The sequence below is a fragment of the Halocatena salina genome, from assembly GCF_023115355.1.
GTDB lineage: Archaea > Halobacteriota > Halobacteria > Halobacteriales > Haloarculaceae > Halocatena > Halocatena salina.
In genome coordinates, this window is record NZ_CP096019.1 from 2489165 (window position 1) to 2507379 (window position 18215).

The following is an 18215-nucleotide window of genomic DNA, read 5'->3' on the forward strand; positions in this document are numbered from 1 at the left end:
CTTGTATTAGAGAAAAGGAGGTTTAACAAACTTATGCCAACGATCGGTTTGTACACGGCGACGGAAAACGAGTTAGGGGCAGTACAACAGGCAGGGTCTCGGATGGCGGACATCGATCTGGTCGTTCGTTCCGAAAGCGATCTCGACGATGAGTCGGCGATCGATGCGTTCGTGGAGGAACTGACGGACGCGGCGGCAGTGGTGTTCTGGTTACACGGGGCCGAAGAAAGCATGCCGGGATACGACCACGCGATCGGTCGGTTGGATGAGGCGGGGATCCCTCTCGTCGTCAAATCGACCGGTGATGCCTACGCTGTGGAGGACACGAGCGTCACGGCGACGGTCCGTGATCAGGTGTACGCGTATCTGGAGCGGGGAGGAACCAGCAACATCGCCAACTGCGCGCGGTTTCTGGCCGACGAGTACGGAGACGACGGGTGGGCGTACGATGATCCGGTTGCGCTTCCCACGGAAGGCGTGTACCATCCGGACCACCCGGGCGCGACCTACGAGGAACTCGTGGCAACGTTCTCATCGGATCGACCGACGGTTGCGGTCTGGTTCTATGAATCTCACTGGACCCACGAGAACACCCGGTACGTAGACGCACAAGTGCGCGCGATCGAGTCTCAGGGGGCGAATGCCCTCCCAATCTTCTGCAATCCGGCGACCGATAGCGACGAGCAACGCGACGCCGAGTGGGTGACTGACGCGTGGCTCACCGATGATATGGGCGCGCCGATCGTGGATTGTGTGCTGTCGTCGTTCATGTTCTCGTTGTCGATGGACGAACGGGGACGGAGCGCGAGCGACGAGGGTGCGAACGAGGTGTTTCTCGACCAGTTGGGTGTGCCGGTCATTCAGACGATCACGACGATGCGCTCGCGCGAGCGGTACGAGGGAAGCGATACGGGCGTAATGGGGTTCGAACTCGCCCTGTCGGTCGCACTACCGGAGTTCGACGGCAACATCATCACCCATCCCATCAGCGGCAAGGAACGAACCGACGACGTGGCCGGCATCGGGAGCGCACCGAAACAGCATTTCCCGATCGAAGATCGCGTCGACCACGCCGCGCGGCTCGCAGTCAACTGGGCGACAGTACGGCATACTTCGCCTTCCGAGCGGCGGATCGCCATCATCTTGCACAACTATCCTCCGAGCGACGACGGCATCGGCACCGCGTTCGGACTCGACAGTCCTGAGAGTACCGTGAATCTACTCCGTGAGCTGGCGGCTCGCGGCTACGATCTCGGCGGAACGCGTCCGGACAGCGGAGAAACGCTCATCGATGCACTAACCGCACAACTCACGCTCGATGACCGATGGGTCGCCCCCGAGGACGTACGCGAGCTGAGCGTCGACACCGTCGCTCCCGAGCAGTACGCCGCGTGGTTCACGGGAATGGACGAGCGGTTTCGTGAGAACGTCACCGAGGAATGGGGTCCGGAACCCGACCGAGCTTTTGCGATTCCGGGCGTCGAGTTCGGGAACGTACTCGTCACCGTCCAGCCACCCCGTGGGTTCGGGATGGATCCCTCGAAGGTGTACCACGACTCGGATCTCCAGCCGCCACACGATTACGTGGCTTTCTATGCGTGGCTCCGGAACGCGTTCGAGGCTGACGCCGTCGTTCATCTCGGGACCCATGGGAGTTTGGAATGGCTGCCGGGCAAAACGGTTGGGCTGAACGGCGAGAGCGCTCCCGACCAGCTGATCTCCGATCTTCCGAACGTCTACCCCTACATTATCAACAATCCCGGTGAAGGAACACAGGCGAAACGCCGTTCGTATGCGGCCATCGTGGACTATCTGACGCCGGTGATGCGCTCTGCCGGCACGTACGGCGAGCTGTCCGAGCTGGAAGCGCTCGCCAACCAGTTCCGAGAGGCTGGCACGGTCGAGGCCCGTTCCGACGACGGCGAGCAGCTCGCTCGTCTCATCCGAGAGACAGTGGACGAGTTGGATCTCGCTGTCGAGCTCGGTGTTGCTGGTGAGATAGACGATATGGCAGACGTTCGTGGCCCCGAGGCGGCCGGATCGACGCTCGCGGAGGGCACAGTAGCGGGCGACGACGTCGGTATCGACGAACTCGTCGAACGCATTCACGAGTATCTCACCGATGTGAAAACGACGCAGATCCGGATGGGGTTGCACACGATGGGCGAATCCCCCGACGGAGAGCGGCTCATCGAGTATCTCGTCGCACTCACCCGGCTCGAAAACCCGGGGGCACCGAGTCTTCGAAAGAGCGTTGCCGGTGTTCTCGGTGTCGAGTACGAGCGGATGCTCGACGATCCCGGCGCGTACGACGAGACGCTCGGGATGACCTACGCTGAGGCCGCCGACGTGGTGTACGAGACGAGTGTCGAACTCGTAGAAACGCTTGCCGAGCACGGTTTCGACGTTCCAACAGCCGGGACGGACACGGAGCCGGACGAACTGACCATGGATCACCTCGTGGTCGATCTCGAACCACTCGGCGGCGGACGAGCGACCGCTGGAGCACACGAGGACCTTCGGACGGTGCTATCGTTCATCTGTGAGGAGGTGACGCCGCGCGTTCGGGACGCGAGCGCGGAGATCCCTCGGACGGCAGACGCCCTCGCTGGCGAGTACGTCCCACCGGGCGGCAGCGGCGCGCCAACACGTGGTGGCGTCGATCTGCTGCCGACTGCCCGGAACTTCTACACGCTCGATCCGCGGAAAGTGCCGGCGAACAGCGCGTGGCGTGTCGGCAAGGAAGTCGCTGAGGGCGTCCTCGAACGACACCGTTCGCAAGCGGACGAGTATCCCGAGGAGATCGGCGTCGTCGCGTGGGGCACACCGACGGTTCGAACGCGTGGTGAGACGATCGCACAGGTGCTCGCGCTGATGGGTGTCGAACCGGAGTGGACCGACGCCGGGCGGATCGACGGCGTGGTACCGATCCCGCTTTCCGAGTTGGATCGCCCGCGCATCGACGTGACCACCAGAGTGTCGGGGCTGTTCCGGGATGCGTTCCCACAGGCTGCGAGCGTTGTCCACGACGCGGTCGAGGCGGTGGTCGAGCTGGACGAGCCACACGAGATGAACTACGTCAAAAAACACGTCGAGCAGGAAACCGAACGACTGCGCGAGCAGGGCATCGAGGATCCAACCGTCACACACCGCGTGTTCACCACGCGACCCGGCGGCTACGGCGCGGGAACGAACAAGGCCGTCGACGAAGGGAACTGGGAGGACAGCGCGGACCTTGCCGACGTGTACGTACAGTGGGGTGGGTACGCGCTCGGCAAGCGCGGGCGCGTCACCGAGGCGCACGACGCGTTCGAGCGCCGGCTCGGAACCGTCGAGGCCACCGTCAAGATCGAAGACACCGCAGAACAGGACGAGTTCGACAGCTCGGACTGGTACGCCTTTCACGGTGGATTCATCACCGCCGTCTCCGAGATCGCAGATGATGAGCCGGCGTCGTACGTTGGCGACTCCTCCGACCCCGACAACGTGTCTGTGTACACCAACGAAGAGAAGGTGCGAAAGGCGATGCGTGCCCGGGTGCTCAATCCCGACTGGCTCGACAGCATGACCGACCACGATTACAAAGGGGCGGGAGATCTGTCGACGACAGTCGATGTCGTGCTCGGCTGGGACGCCACCACGGGCGTCGTGAGCGATCGGCTCTGGACTGACGTAGCGAAAGCGTACGCCCTCGACCCCGAGCGCCAACAGTGGCTGCACGAGGTGAACCCGTGGGCCTTGGAGAGCATCACTGACACACTGTTGGAAGCGATCGATCGCGGGCTGTTCGAGGCCGACGACGCGATGGAAGACCGGATACGGGACGTCAATCTCCGGGTGGATGGCGATCTCGAGGCCCGCGCGTCCAGCGAGGTGACCGCCGATGACGACTGAGGACGCTGAACCGTACGCCGATCTCGGTGCCACTACTGAATCCGCCATGGAGATCGCCGAGACCAGCATGGACCGGGTACGGGAGTTCGTTCCCGACGAGACGTTGGCCGATCGCATGCGACAGAAAGCGGTCCACGCGACCGGTGACCCGGAGTTCCAGCACCTGCTGCGGTTCACCGGCAATCCCGTCCGTGCTGGCGCGCGGGCGGTGCTCGATGGGCAGTCCATCGTCACGGACATCACGATGGCCAAAGCGGGCATCACCGGCCGTGGGCATTCCTGTCCGGTCCACAAAGCCATCGGCAACGGCAGCGAGCTGGCCGAACGGACCGGGATGACCCGTACGGCCGCATCGGTGCTCGAACTCGACCGTCAGGGGATCTACGAGGGAGCGATCGCCGTGGTCGGAAACGCACCGACGGCGGCGCTCGCGCTCGCCGACTGCATCGAGAACGGCACCCGACCCGCAGTCGTGATCGCAACACCTGTGGGATTCGTCAAAGCCGAAACGAGCCGTGAACGGATCCGAACGGTCACGGCAGAGCACAACGTCCCAGCGGTCACAAACGTCGGTCGACGTGGGGGAAGCGGACTTGCGGCGGCGCTGACCAACGAGTTGATCCACGTCGCAAGCGATGCCAGAGACGACGCTGTGGATCTCACCCCCGAGGAGCCATGACCACGGGGTACGATCTCGATGTCGGTCCCGACCCGGCGAACGTCGCCGCTGCAACTCCCGAGACGGAACGCAGCCACGACGCCACGCCGGTGTTCGCCGTCGGTATCGGTCCCGGAAATACGACGTATCTCACCCCCCGTGGCAAGCGCGCGATCAGCCAAGCGGACGTCGTCGTCGGCTTCGAGACGGTGATCGAGTTCGTTCGGGACTGTACCGACGCCGAATTGTTGGCGTGTGGCTACGCGAACGAAGCCGAAACGCTCGATCTGTTCGCCCAGCGGGTGGCGAACGGTGCCACTGGAACCGCCGTGTTGATGGGCGATCCCAACCATTCGGGTTACCAGTTCGTCGGCAAGGTCCAGACCGCCGTCGATTCTGCGGTTCGGATCATCCCGGGGATCTCCTCGCTGCAGGTGGCCGCTAGCCGCGCGAGAACTCCCATGGAGACAACGACGTTCGTCACTCTCCACAAAAGCGGGGCGATCACACCCGATCTGGCTCGGCTGTGTGAGCAGGTTGGCAACCGACACCTGCTCGTATTACCCCGTCCGTACGACTGGATGCCCGGTGATATCGCCGCAACGCTCCTCGAAGCAGGAGCATCGGGATCGCTCACTGCGATCGTCTTCGAACGGCTCACCCACGACGACGAAACGATCACGCGGACGACGCTCGGTGAACTCGCGGCTCATGCCGGTGGCTCGGACGCTGACGACACGCCGTTCTCGGATCTTTCCGTACTCGCCGTGCGGGCCGAGGGGTAGTGCGCTTATCACGTCACTCCGGACCTTCTCCGTCAGTCGCAACCGGGCGCCGAGTGGCGGTCAATCGATCTTCGAACGAGAACGAGCCATCATCGGCTAACGCGCGCTGTTTTTCGAGCTCCGCGTGGATCGCGTCCGTGATTCGAGGGTGGGTCCCGAACGGTTCGGCGTACGCGATCCCGTCCGATTCCAACTGTTCAGGAATCCGATGCTTGGTCGCCTCACACCGGGACAGAAACAGCGGCACCGCGACCGCCCGGTCGTTTGAGAGTTCATATCCGATGCACTCGACCGCCGGATCCTGCACCAGATAACAGGCCAGTACCTCGCCGTACTCCGTCCCCTCCTCGAGCCGCGCCGCGTGATACTCGACCATCTGGCGGTGGTACGGTTTCGAACTGCTCCCGAACCCGACCAGGACCAGCGACACCTCAGAGCCAGCGCGTACCTGCTCGGTGGCGCGCTCGACGATCACGTCGGTGACGGCCGGCATCCGTCCTATCGGCTCACAGTACTGTACGCTTCCGGAAACGAACGACAGCGCTGCTGGTAGATCCCTTACCGTATCGAACGTGTGCGCGACACACATCGGTATCGCATACACCCGATCGCCCGGAATCTCCCGTAGCTGACTGCGAAGCTCACGAACCGGCTCGCTCTCGTAGGTCGTAGTGAACACCTCTTCGACGACACCACGCCGGGCGAGACGATCTGCGTGTGTTTCGAACACCTCCGGAGTGTGCGCCGTCTCACGGCCGATGAGTAGGAGCGTTTCGGATGACATTGATGAATTCGGCGGTTATACAAGTATACCTTATCTAGCCCAAATAGGCTTGGTTTGATGATTGGCTTGGGGTGACAAATAATTTTTGGTAATAAATATATCAAAATTTTATTTACTGTTGTGGCTGTGGTATCTGGTGTGTCGTCCCGGGACTCGGACCACCGGAGAATTAAAGTTTATTTGTTCTAATGATACTGTATTGGTGTTATTTCGGCATGCATCGACATCGTATCGGCCGTTGTGCTGTGAGGTGGGAGTGGTAGACCGATGAGGTTCGTTCTCGTAGGGGGAAACACGGAGACGGCACGGATCGACGGGATCAGCGCCGCGGGTGCCACGCCGGAGGGGATGGCTCACACGCCGAGCGCGGATCTCGAGATCGTCACGTACGGACAACCGGTGAGTACGCGGACAGTGCCCGTGAGTCCCTCGGGATGTCCAACGCCCGCAGTCGTCACCCGCGCCGTGTTCGAGCTACTCGGATTCGAACGGCTCGCAGTCGATAGCGGTCTCGCGTGCTCCACGAGCGCGCCCACGGTGTCTATCGGCGTGGGACCCGGGCAGGACGTTCGGGACGCCACGCCCCTGCCGAGTGCAGCCGAGGCGTTCGAAACGGCTCGCCGTCTCGGCCGACAGCTACCGGACGAGCGGCTCATGGTCGGTGAAACCGTTCCCGGGGGGACGACCACCGCGTTGGGTGTGCTCACTGCGCTCGGCGAGCGTCCCACAGTGTCCTCGTCGCTGCCGGAAAATCCCCTTGCACTCAAAGAAGCAGTGATCGAGATGGCCCTCGATGTGAGCGAGTTGTCACCCGGCGACACCGCTGGAGAACCGGTGAAAACGCTCAAGTGCGTCGGGGATCCGGTGCTGGCTACAGTAGCGGGGCTCGCCGTGGGGGCCACCGAATCGGGAACGGACGTAACGCTCGCTGGTGGGACACAGATGGCGGCAGCAGCGGCTCTCGTTCGTCATTTTGGGATCGACGACGCGCTTTCGCTTGCCACGACGGTGTTCGTCCTCGAAGACGAGTCGGCAGCAATCGAAGAACTGGCGAACGATCTGGCGGTGGATGTAACGGTTACCGATCCGGGATTCGACGCCCACGATCACCCGGCGATGAACGCCTACGTCGCTGGCGAGGCCAAAGAGGGTGTCGGGATGGGAGGTGCGCTGGCGCTCGCCGATCGAGCTGACGCTACGATGGCGGCCGTGCGCGAGCAAGTCATCGCGGTGTACGATCGGCTCCTCGACCGGGGTAATGACCGATGAACGGGGTCGTTATCGCCGGAACGCGCTCCGGTGTCGGGAAGACAGTCGCCACGCTCTGTGTCATCCACGCGCTTGAGACGTCGGGGACGTCGGTCCAACCCGCCAAAGCTGGCCCGGATTTCATCGATCCGAGCCACCACGAACGCGTCGCTGGTCAGAGCTCGCGGACGCTTGACCGATGGCTCCAAGGCGATGATGGACTTCGGCGAAACTACCACCGGGGAGAGGGTGATCTCTGCGTCATCGAGGGTGTGATGGGGCTGTACGACGGGGATGCATCGAGCACCGCGATGGTCGCTGAGGCGCTTGATCTGCCGGTCGTGCTCGTCGTCAACGCGAGCGCCGGCATGGAAAGCGTCGCCGCCACAGCGCTGGGTTTCGAACGGTACGCGTCGACGATACACTGCGATATCGACGTCACCGGTGTGATCGCCCAGCGCGCTCACGGCGGTCGCCACGAGCGCGGGATCCGCGAGGCCCTTCCCGAGGACCTCACCTACTACGGACGAATCCCACCCCGCGAGGAGCTGACCATCCCTGACCGCCACCTCGGGTTACAGATGGGCGACGAAGCCCCGCTCCCTCAGGAGGTGCTCGAAAGCGCCGGAAAACAGCTCCGGACCGACGCGCTCGTGGACGTCGCACGCGCTCCGCCCCTACCCGATCCGGCACCCGAGCGGCCAATCCGGGACAAACGGATCGCCGTTGCTCGGGACGAGGCGTTTCGGTTCTGCTATCCGGCGACGATAGAACGGCTACGTGCGCGCGCCGACGTGTGTACGTTCGCGCCGGTCGCTGGCGATGACCTCCCCGACTGTGACGGCGTCTATCTCCCGGGTGGCTACCCCGAGCTACACGCCGAGGCGCTGGCGGACAGCCCCGCCCTCGAACAGGTGGCTGAACAGGCTGCCGATGGACTCCCGGTGTTCGGGGAGTGTGGCGGGCTGATCGCGCTCTCGGAAACGCTGACCACGGCCGCCGACGAGACCCACGAGATGGCTGGCGTCCTTCCGACCCACGTACGGATGCACGATCGGTATCAAGCGCTCGACCACGTCGCGTTGCAGGCCCGAACCGACACACTCACCGCCAGTGGGGGCGAAACGGTGCGAGGCCACGAGTTCCATTACTCCACTGCCGACGTGGATTCGGACGCCCGATTCGTCTTCGACGTCGAGCGCGGCGACGGCATCGACGACGGACGGGAGGGGTTGGTGGAGTACGACACGCTCGGGACGTACTGTCACGTCCACCCCGAAAGCGGCGCGTTCGACGCGTTCGTCGACCGGTTGTGAACTACTCCGAAGACGGCGTTTCCGCGTCGGTCAACCGGTGTTCGTACTTTCCTATGGCTGTTTCTAATGCTCTATCCGCGTCGATTCCTTGGCTGTCAGCGAGCGCGAACAGCGCGAACAGCACGTCACCGATCTCTTCTTCGCTGAGCGTGAGTTCACCGGGAGCAGTTCCATAGCCCGTTGAGCTGTTGGCATCCTTTGCCACTTCCCCGACCTCCGAGACGAGATCCAACAGCCGATACGCTGGCGGTGCGTGGAGATCGTATCGCTCGATGAACGACGCTACCCGTCGTTGTTGGGCGTTCATGACCGCGGATCGAAGAGCAGATTCTTGGGACCATCGATCCCGTACGGGAATTGATCGCACTCGATCCGGAAGCAATATATAATCAAAACTCATTTTGTGAAAATAACAGCTACTGTGAATGGATGACGGAAATCAGGGTTCAATTTCGATCTTCATCGTTGTCTCTATCCCGTCGGTATTGCCGGAGGAGGGTGTGAATGTCGCTCGTCTTCGAATCGGCGATCGATGCGTTCAGCATCGAAACCGCGACGTTAGTTTGCCCGGCGGCATCAGCGGTCACGCCAGCCGACCGGGGTGACGAGGCGATTCCAGTCGCGGGCGTCATCGAGCACGCGAGACGCCATCCATCGCTCGTCCATCCCGATGACGAGGACGATGTCTGTGTGCCGCTCCACGAACCGACGAGCGCCACCCTCTCCGACGAGTACGTTATTTACACCGACCATCCGATACACGGCGAGATATTCGTGTACGAGGAAGACGGTGAACGCGCGTTCGTGCAGACCGAGGCGTTCGGCGCGACACCGTTGGCTCGTCGACTCCGGTTTTGGCACTCGGATTACGTTCCCGAAACCGAGCCAGCGTACTACAGCTCTCCGTTGTCGGACACGGAACCGCCTCGAAACCCGGTTGGGGATCCGGATGAGTTTTTCGACCAGTTGTTGGGGTTCGTCGACCGCGAGCGCGAGGCCCGGCGTACCGAGCATCGCACGCGTCTCGATGCCCGATCGCCGACGGAGATCTACGAGGACGGTGGGGCTGCGATCCCGTCTCTCGACAATCCAGGAAACGGTCGTGGACAGCGATTCACGTTTCGTCTGTCCGATGCTGCTGTCGCTTCGGCGCTTTCTACCGAGCACGCGAGCGACGACGCCGATGGGAACGGTCGAGCGGATCGAACGGAACTCCCCCACCGGTTCGTCCAACAGGAGTTCGGCATCCACGAGGGAAACGAGGCGTTGCTCTCGCCACCGAACCGCGAGCACTCGCCATCGGCGTTTCCCCTCGCTGTCACCGTCGATACGATACGTAACCGAAACGTGGTGCTCACCGTGGATTGGGAGACGATCGACGCCGTCAACGAAGTGGATTCGTTTCTCCGGCAACAACGACGGGGCTTCGGACTCGCCTTGCTGTTGAACGGCGTTCCATACGACCGACAGGCGGACTCGATCCGCGAACTGAACGAGGATCGGACGTTCAGGGGACTCATGACCGGTCAGGTGCCAGTTACGTTCTCGGACACGGGTGCGATAGAAAGCACCCAACACGATGACGATCTCAACCAAGAACAACAGCTCGCAGTCGAGCACGCGCTGTTGGCTGATCCGCTGTTTTGCATCCATGGACCACCGGGAACGGGAAAAACGCGAACGCTAGTGGAGATCGTTCGACGGGCAGCCACCGCCGGACAGAGAGTGTTGGTCTGTGCCGACTCGAATCAAGCGATCGACAACATTCTCGTCGGTGATAGTACCTCTACCGACGTCGACGACGGATCGTTGCACGCACACGCACAACACGGGACCGAGGAGTTCACCGTCAAGCGAAACAACGCCCGTCGATCCACCCATCCGGCTATCAGCGACTGGTATAGTTCCGTGTCGGGGATCCCCGACGTCGTTGTCACGACGGCCAGTAGCGCCGCTCGTCTCGATGGACGGTTCGATCTGGCGGTCATCGACGAGGCGACGCAAGCAACCTGTACCACGACGTGCATACCGATGGTCGCCGCCGAGAAAGTTGTCCTCGCCGGCGATCACAAGCAACTGCCGCCGTTCAGCGCATCTGACTCACCCCCCGATTCGGCGTTCGGGATGTCGCTGTTCGAGCATCTGTACGCTGATGGCGGTGTCTATGAGGGTGTTGGCATCCAACTCCGAACACAGTATCGGATGCACCGTGATATCGCTCGGTTCCCGAATCGACGGTTCTACGACCGAAGCCTCCGTCAAGGACACGCCATCGAGCCGCTGGTCACCGAATCGAACGGCGTGCTCGGGAATGGAGCGAGCCTGATGGGATACGACATCGGTGGCAGCGAGTCTCTCCGTGAGAACTCTCTCTACAACGAACCGGAAGCGGAGTTGGTCACCTACCTCGTCGGTCAACTCCGCTCGCTTCCAGCCGTCGGATACGACGACATCGGCGTGATAGCACCCTACACCGCACAGGTTGCCACCATCAACAGTTTACTCGCCACACATCTTCCTCGGGGAACCGACGTGACTGTCGACACGATCGACTCGTTTCAAGGAGGCGAACGGGACGCGATCGTCATCTCGCTCGTGCGAAGCAACCCCACCGGCGAACTGGGCTTTCTAGACCGCCGTCCGGACGGTCCTCGGCGGCTGAACGTCGCACTCACACGTGCCCGGCGGTTCTGTGGTATCATCGGAGACTGGTCGACGCTGACGGCGGCGACCGACTGCACCGATCTCTACCGGTCGTTACACGCCGAGCTTGCCGACACGAACCGACTGAAGTCCGTTGACCCGACGCTGCTTGATCTCTCCGCACTACATCATGATTGATGTAACCTGAGTGAACGCGATCGGCCGATCGCATCGGCCGGTTCGTGCCCCAACTGATCCCTTACAGAAAGCATTTTTATTCCTATGAGAATGATACCATATGGCATCTACTACCGTTTCCCGAGCATCACGAAACGGTTCTCGTCCGGACCCTATCTACGCACTGGTCGCCGGACTGTACGCGTGTGCCCTCCTCGCACCGCTGGGACTCATCACGCTGGCAGAGAGTGTTACGGACATCGCAGTGTTCACGTTCGGTGGCTTCGCCCTCGTCGCGGTCGTGACGGCCGTCGCTGGGTGCGCTGCTGCCCGCATCTCCGGGCTTGCCGTCGAGATCGGCCGTCATAGACGCTTGTGGGCGCTTTGGGCCGCTCCTGGGGTGTTGTTCATGTCCCTGATCGTGGGAGCCGAGACTGGTGTCGCGCCGTGGACAGTCGACTCGGTGGTAGGTTGGTCGCTGTTGGGAATGGTTGCTGGAATGCTTCTCGGTGGACTCCTCATGATGATGAGCCGGACCCGGTATGCGAACGCCCAACTGTCCGACCTGACCGATGCTGCGCAGTGGGAAGGGTGGCTCCCCCGCCGTCGCCGTCGAATCGTCAACGCGGTCACCGTCGTCGGCTGTCTGTGCGTTCCGGCTGGAATCGTTGCTGAAGAACTGGGGGGCTACGAATGGGGATTTATTCTCGGACAGATGATCTTCACAGTGGCCTTGGTAGCGGATCGTGGTCGGCCCCACGGACGGACGTACCGGGTGTCTGAAGCTGGACTTGTCGTCGAACACGCGTTTTCCCGTCGACTCCGTCTGTGGTCGTCGTTCACCGGCTACACGCGTTCTGAGGACGTACTGTATCTCCACACCGCACAGTGGTGGCGTCCGACGATACGTTGTGACACCGACGAGATCAATGAAATCGATCGAGTGACTGACGCGCTTGGAACGCATCTGTCCGGCTCCGACTGCTGAGGAACAAAATATCAATTGGAGGAAATTTATGTCACACCTCACGACCGAATAGTAATAAAATACCAGATGGATTCGGAAACTTTTTTAGTGATGTAGTCGGTGGATAGAAGTGTGGCGCATGAGCGCACCGGGAGGATGAATCCAGGACACAACGGGTGAATCATGGCCGTGGGCCGAACTGGCTGTAGCGTCGGTCCGCGTGTCTACTCATCAGGCATTCCTGCATTTTCATGGTCAGCGGTTCGGACAGGTCCGTACACCTGTTTTAGCAGTTGTAGATTTCTATCAGTCATAGCTACGCCGGCCGTCCGTAGCGTTCGGTCAGCCTTCGATCGTGCAACCGATGGCGTCGAGTTGTTCGTGGTATCGTTTCCGGATCGTAACCTCGGTCACTTGCGCGACGCTTGCGATGTCGCTTTGGGTCGTTCCAGCGCCACAGAGACGTGCCGCCGAGTAGATGGCTGCCGCTGCGTATCCTGTGGGTGATTTCCCCGACAACAGCCCCTCGTTTGCCGTGGTGCTACAGATCTCCATCGCCCTCGATTTGATCTCCTCAGAGAGATCGAGCGCCGAGCAGAACCGCGGGATGTACTGGCGTGGGTCGGCGGGTTCCAATGCGAGTGAGAGTTCCCGGGCGACGTAGCGGTGTGTTCGTGCGATCTCCGATCGGTCGACGCGCGATACCTCCGTCAGTTCGTCGAGGCTGCGGGGGACGCCCTCCTGTCGGCAGGCGGCATACAGCGTAGCGGTGGCGATACCTTCGATTGACCGCCCACGGACGAGATCCTCGTCTAGCGCTCGTCGGTAGAGCACTGATGCGATCTCACGTATCGACTGGGGAACGCCGAGCGCGCTGGCCATGCGATCGATCTCCGAGAGGGCAAACTGGAGGTTCCGCTCTCTGTTGTTCGCCGTGCGAGCGCGCTCGTGCCACGTACGGAGCCGACGCATCTGCTCTCGTCGCTTCGCAGAGAGCGTACGACCGTTGCCATCCCGGTCTTGCCAGCTGATGGCTGTCGTCAGCCCCTTATCGTGTAGCGTCCGCGTCACCGGTGCGCCAACGCGGGACTTTTTCTCCCGTTCGGAGGCATCGAACGCACGCCACTCCGGACCCGTATCGATCAACGAGCCCTCGATCACGAGACCACACCGCTTACAACATCGTTCACCTCGCTCTTGATTGCGGTAAACGGTCGAACAGCCACACTCCGGACACTCCAGCTCCGATGACTGCGTCACCGACGTGGAATCGTCCCGTTCACTCTGTCGATCGTTCGTGCGCGTCATCGTGTCACCCATGCTGTTCACCCGCTGTCTTCTCCCTACCTCGCTTCCGGTCCTTGATACCGTTTTGAATCACGATGTGGTAGTAATCAGCGACTAGGATATAAATATTACTATGACAGATATAAATAAAATTGAGTTCTAACGATTTCCGAGAGCGAACCCGTGACTCACTCGAAAGCGTGATCGTAATCGATAGGGGGTGCTACTGCAACCGGCACCGTACACGACTGCGGATCAACGAGGTGGGGACGAGATGGTCCGAGGCAGTGGATATCGATGGGTGTTGTTTCCAGCACGGTATTTGTCCGGATCGAGTTCATCCGGGGAACGTTGCATCGGGGTGGGTGTCCCAGACGTTACGTTCGATGTCACGACAGTTTCCTGAACGACGGTGACGGAGACATCGGCTCCCGTCCTGTTTTTGATTCGGTGTCTGAATCGATCGGCGAATCGATTCGAATCGGTTTCGGCGTGGACTGTAACAGCTGTCGGAGTTCGGGTGAACGGCTGTAGCTCATAGGAGGTATTGATCGAGAGTATGCGAACATCGCTTTCGGCGGCGATCGAATCCACGTCTTCTTCGAATTGATTGTTTTGGTTTATATTGATAGATGTCGTAATGAGGAAGCTGGAAACGATCAATATCCCGATGAGTAACGTCCCGATCCGTTTCATGGTCGTTCGTTTCGCGATCTCCTGTTCGGCCCAGTGAGTCGGCCGGTATCCTCGAATCCAGAGCACACCGAGGCTTGCGAAATTGATCGATAGGATGTTGACGATCAAGAGCACGGTAACGCTGATAAGCACGACCGGGGACCAGTAGGCAATCGAGAGCCCAACCGCCGCTGCGGGTGGTATCAGGGCCGCTGCGATCATCACGCCGACCAGCGGTGCGCTGGCTCCGGAACTGACGGAGAACGCCCCAACCGCACCGGAGCCGAGGGCAACGATGAGAGACAGCGCACCGGGGTTGATGCGCGAGACCACTTCGTCTATCGTGTGAAGATCGACAGTCGACAGGATCGTGAACTTGATGAGATACGCAAAGACCGTGGCACTACCGACCGCGAGAACGAGTCCGAGACCCTGAGCAAGGACGCTCGTTCGGAACAGTTGCTCGTCGTTGACGATGCTTCCGACGCTTGCACCGACAGCCGGACCGAGCAGCGGTGCAATGACCATACTACCCACGATCACGGCGGGACTGTTGGTGAGTAGTCCAGTGCAGGCAACGATGGAACTTACAACGGTGAAAAACACGTAACTCGGCGTTATCACCGCCATCTCTGTCACTGTATCTTGAAGTTCTTCTCGCGAGATCCGGTTGCTCGTGAAGGGTTCCAACGGCGGTGTCGTGTCCGGTTGTGCTGTCCGTTCCGTTCCACTCTCCCGCTCGCCGAGGATCGCTTCGACGTCAGTGATGATCGCATACCCCCCCTGCTCGATACCGACCTCGCGCAACGAATCGAGAAACTCTTCGACATCACCGGTCTCGATAGGGACGGAGACGATCGATTCTGCACCCTGATTGGAAGTTTCATCAGCGATGGTGTAGTTGAGTTCCCGATCTTCCAGCAGGTCCACAACGACATCGTGTTTCTCGGGGGGAACTGCCATCTGAACCAAACGCATCGTTTGCCGTCGCTGCTGGTTCGCCCGCGATGGTGTTAGTGGTAGCGGTGTGCGTATCTCTCCGAGAACGAAGTATATCGTTGCCGGACTGTCATGGAGCTGCGGTTCCTGTGAGCGTCGCGTGTGCTATGACGTGTCCCTCTATCGCGTCTTCGACCGCCGCCTTCGTCACCCCGGGCTGAAGATCGAGGGACCTGTCGAGCGCGTAGAGTTCGAACCGGTAGGTGTGTCGTTTGTCAGGGGGGTTGGGACCACCGTAGCCGATCTCACCGTAATCGTTCCTGCCTTCGGTCGCTTCGGTCGGCTCCCACATCGTTGGGATTTCGGTTCGGTCGGGATCGATGTTCCATACTATCCAGTGGTCCCAGACCTTTCCCGCTGGCTCCGTTGCGTCCGGATCGTCGACGATGAGCGCCAGCGATTCGCTTTCGGCTGGAACGCCAGCGATGGATAGGGGTGGATTGACGTTCCGTTCCGTGTAGCTGTACTCTTCTGGAATCGGGGCTCCGTCGGCAAACGCCGGGCTCGTGAGTTCGAGGACACTCATTGTGTGGTATCGGTCGCCTCTCGTTTGGATAGCTACACGTCCCTTGTGTCGTTTCGGTGCTCTTGTAAGAGTATGACTGCCACGGTGAAAAATCCCTCCGAGATCGGTCCGTGCGTCGATTTTTTCATCCACGAAACTCGTTAGTGTCCCACGATACAACTACCGCTATGGCTTCGACCCTTCGGCTCGGATTTACGGGCGATGTGATGTTGGGTCGACTGGTCGACCGCCGACAGCGCTCGCGTTCTGTCGACGCCGTATGGGGCGATCTCCTCGATGAGTTGCAGTCGCTCGATGGACTGTTCATCAACCTCGAATGTGTTCTGTCGCGGATGGGACATCCGTGGCGTCGGACATATCGTCCTTTTCACTTCCGAGCAGACCCACGCTGGGCTGTTCCAGCCCTCGAACGAGCAGGTGTCGACTGGGTCTCACTCGCCAACAACCACACCCTAGATTATGAAGTTGACGCGCTGTATGATACGATCGATCGACTCGATCGTGCCGATATCGCCCACGCCGGGGCGGGTCGAACGGAAGCAACAGCCCACGCGCCAGCACGGCTGTCGATCGACGGCACGGAGATCGCTCTTCTCGCGTTCACCGACAACACTCCCGAGTACGCTGCTGGTCCCGATTCGCCCGGTGTCGCGTACGTGTCGTTCGATCTCGACGACGCGGAAAGTCGCCGAACCCTCGTATCGACGATAGACGATGCGAAGAAAACGAATCCGGACCTCCTCATCGCTTCGCTTCACTGGGGTCCCAACATGGTCTCTGAACCGTCGTCGGCGTTTCAGGACGTCGGCCGCTGGCTGATCGAGCAGGGAGTAACGCTCGTTCACGGCCACAGTGCTCACGTCGTTCAGGGGATCGAGATCCACGACGGCTGTCCCATCCTATACGACACCGGCGATTTCGTCGACGACTACGCGGTCGACGAAACGCTTCGGAACGATCGCGGCTTCCTGTTTGAACTCCACGTCCAGCGGGATGGAACGCCCGATGTGTTACGACTCATCCCGACGGAGATCTACGAGTGTGCAGTCCACACCGCATCCGAGACAGCTACAAACTGGAGCCACAGACGACTGCGCGAGCGCTCAGAACCGTTCGGAACACGAATCGAACGGAAAGATGACGAGCTCCTCATCTCGCTCGATAGGAAGCGAAACTCTGGAACCGATCGGTAATGAATCTACATCCACAAAGCTTATTATATAGATCCTTTCAATTACATATGGGCAGCGAATACGGAACCACACGTCAGTCGATGGCATACGGCTGGTCATTATCTGCTGTCCGTGCTCTCTCTGGACCCGCTCCCGTTTTTCTGTCTCCCGGGGTGGACTTCCCGTTCACTCTCGAAATGAACCATCGAAACACGCAGGTAGCACGATTATACTAGTATACTGCATGACCGATCCAGATGATGCACCGAACTGGGATTTCAAGGAACGAGATGTATACATTCTGCGAGAACTCTCGGAAGATCCACAGCTCTCCTCACGCGAACTTGCGGACATCCTCGAACGGAAGTACGACATCGACATCTCGCATGTGACGGTCAGCGAGTCGATTCGGGGAATGCGAGAGGAAGGAGTGTTTCGGGAGGCGATCATCCCTAATGGCGCATACTTCCTGTTCGGCATGTTCGAGTTCAAACTCAACCCCGAACATTTCGAAGAAACGTGGCGCGAAGCGCTTGAAGCGATTCGTGGCTCTCCTAACACCCTGTTTATGTTCCTCTCAGACGGCGAATATCAATGGAAGTCGATCATGATGTTCCCGAACCGACGCGCCGAATCGAAATGGATCCATGATTTCTACAAAGAGTACGGCGATTCAGTGCAGAACATCCGAAATTCGGTGGTTCACAACGTCCTGAAATTCAGAACTGACGCAGAAATTCTCGAAGTCCTATACGATCAGTGACCTATATCCCGGACTTTCGGTTATCAGTCGTGTCGACCACTGCTCGGTTTTGCCACGGTCTCGCGTCGGTTCGATCGAGCGCAAACAACGAATAGATATAGAAGTAACTGTACAATCTTTTTCGATCAACAGCGTGATCGATGATCACCACCGCTGAGTAAACCGATCGGTTTGATCTGTGCAGTCAATCACTAATTCCTGATCGACAAAAATATACGAATGGTATTCGATCAGTATGAAATGAGATGAACGTGGTCTAGTCTCGACTATCGCGTCAGATACGTCGTTAGAGGGCGTGATGTGATCGTCTGGTAGAGTCCG

General features: G+C 60.2%; 14 protein-coding genes. 9 read left to right on the forward strand and 5 right to left on the reverse strand.

Annotated elements, in window-relative coordinates; translation table 11 throughout:
• The first annotated feature begins 33 nt into the window (after positions 1 to 33).
• From cobN to MW046_RS12815, 3 genes are read left to right on the forward strand one after another with little or no spacing between them, the layout of a single operon-like run.
• On the forward strand, positions 34 to 3894 hold the full coding sequence (gene cobN / locus MW046_RS12805) for a cobaltochelatase subunit CobN (RefSeq protein WP_247993494.1): 3861 nt from the start codon (positions 34 to 36) through the stop codon (positions 3892 to 3894).
• Positions 3884 to 4573, forward strand: a complete 690-nt coding sequence (locus tag MW046_RS12810) for a precorrin-8X methylmutase (protein WP_247993495.1) — start codon at positions 3884 to 3886, stop codon at positions 4571 to 4573. The genes cobN and MW046_RS12810 overlap by 11 nt, the downstream gene beginning before the upstream one ends.
• On the forward strand, positions 4570 to 5337 hold the full coding sequence (locus tag MW046_RS12815) for a cobalt-precorrin-7 (C(5))-methyltransferase (RefSeq protein ID WP_247993496.1): 768 nt from the start codon (positions 4570 to 4572) through the stop codon (positions 5335 to 5337). Before MW046_RS12810 ends, MW046_RS12815 begins: the two co-directional genes overlap by 4 nt.
• A 13-nt stretch (positions 5338 to 5350) precedes the next feature.
• Here the strand turns inward: MW046_RS12815 and MW046_RS12820 are convergent, their stop codons facing one another.
• Complete coding sequence (locus MW046_RS12820) at positions 5351 to 6121, reverse strand: CbiX/SirB N-terminal domain-containing protein (protein WP_247993497.1); 771 nt, start codon at positions 6119 to 6121, stop codon at positions 5351 to 5353.
• A gap of 267 nt (positions 6122 to 6388) precedes the next feature.
• Between MW046_RS12820 and cobT the strand changes: the two genes are divergently transcribed.
• Both cobT and MW046_RS12830 read left to right on the forward strand, forming a co-directional pair.
• The gene (gene cobT / locus MW046_RS12825; protein ID WP_247993498.1) at positions 6389 to 7390 is read left to right on the forward strand and encodes a nicotinate mononucleotide-dependent phosphoribosyltransferase CobT; all 1002 of its coding nucleotides are present in this window, start codon (positions 6389 to 6391) and stop codon (positions 7388 to 7390) included.
• Positions 7387 to 8685, forward strand: coding sequence for a cobyrinic acid a,c-diamide synthase (locus tag MW046_RS12830; RefSeq protein WP_247993499.1), 1299 nt, complete (start codon positions 7387 to 7389; stop codon positions 8683 to 8685). The genes cobT and MW046_RS12830 overlap by 4 nt, the downstream gene beginning before the upstream one ends.
• A gap of 1 nt (position 8686) precedes the next feature.
• On the opposite strand, the gene MW046_RS12835 is transcribed toward MW046_RS12830, so the two are convergent.
• Positions 8687 to 8992 carry a MazG nucleotide pyrophosphohydrolase domain-containing protein gene (locus MW046_RS12835; protein ID WP_247993500.1) on the reverse strand — a complete coding sequence of 102 codons (306 nt, stop codon included), beginning with the start codon at positions 8990 to 8992 and terminating at the stop codon, positions 8687 to 8689.
• Positions 8993 to 9189: 197 nt separating this feature from the next.
• Here MW046_RS12835 and MW046_RS12840 point away from each other — a divergent pair, with 197 nt between their 5' ends.
• Positions 9190 to 11526, forward strand: coding sequence for an AAA domain-containing protein (locus MW046_RS12840; protein ID WP_247993501.1), 2337 nt, complete (start codon positions 9190 to 9192; stop codon positions 11524 to 11526).
• A 100-nt stretch (positions 11527 to 11626) separates the two neighbouring features.
• Positions 11627 to 12493, forward strand: coding sequence for a hypothetical protein (locus tag MW046_RS12845; RefSeq protein ID WP_247993502.1), 867 nt, complete (start codon positions 11627 to 11629; stop codon positions 12491 to 12493).
• 321 nt (positions 12494 to 12814) lie between these two features.
• Here the strand turns inward: MW046_RS12845 and MW046_RS12850 are convergent, their stop codons facing one another.
• From MW046_RS12850 to MW046_RS12860, 3 genes are all read right to left on the reverse strand, one after another.
• Positions 12815 to 13780, reverse strand: a complete 966-nt coding sequence (locus tag MW046_RS12850; protein WP_247993503.1) for a transcription initiation factor IIB — start codon at positions 13778 to 13780, stop codon at positions 12815 to 12817.
• 234 nt (positions 13781 to 14014) lie between these two features.
• Entirely contained in the window at positions 14015 to 15412 is a 1398-nt protein-coding gene (locus MW046_RS12855; RefSeq protein ID WP_247993504.1) for a TIGR00341 family protein, read from the reverse strand.
• 91 nt (positions 15413 to 15503) lie between these two features.
• Complete coding sequence (locus MW046_RS12860) at positions 15504 to 15959, reverse strand: YbhB/YbcL family Raf kinase inhibitor-like protein (protein ID WP_247993505.1); 456 nt, start codon at positions 15957 to 15959, stop codon at positions 15504 to 15506.
• A 167-nt stretch (positions 15960 to 16126) separates the two neighbouring features.
• Between MW046_RS12860 and MW046_RS12865 the strand changes: the two genes are divergently transcribed.
• Both MW046_RS12865 and MW046_RS12870 read left to right on the forward strand, forming a co-directional pair.
• Complete coding sequence (locus MW046_RS12865; RefSeq protein ID WP_247993506.1) at positions 16127 to 17152, forward strand: CapA family protein; 1026 nt, start codon at positions 16127 to 16129, stop codon at positions 17150 to 17152.
• Between the two features lie 223 nt (positions 17153 to 17375).
• Positions 17376 to 17894, forward strand: a complete 519-nt coding sequence (locus tag MW046_RS12870; protein ID WP_247993507.1) for an Lrp/AsnC family transcriptional regulator — start codon at positions 17376 to 17378, stop codon at positions 17892 to 17894.
• The last annotated feature ends 321 nt before the right edge of the window (positions 17895 to 18215 follow it).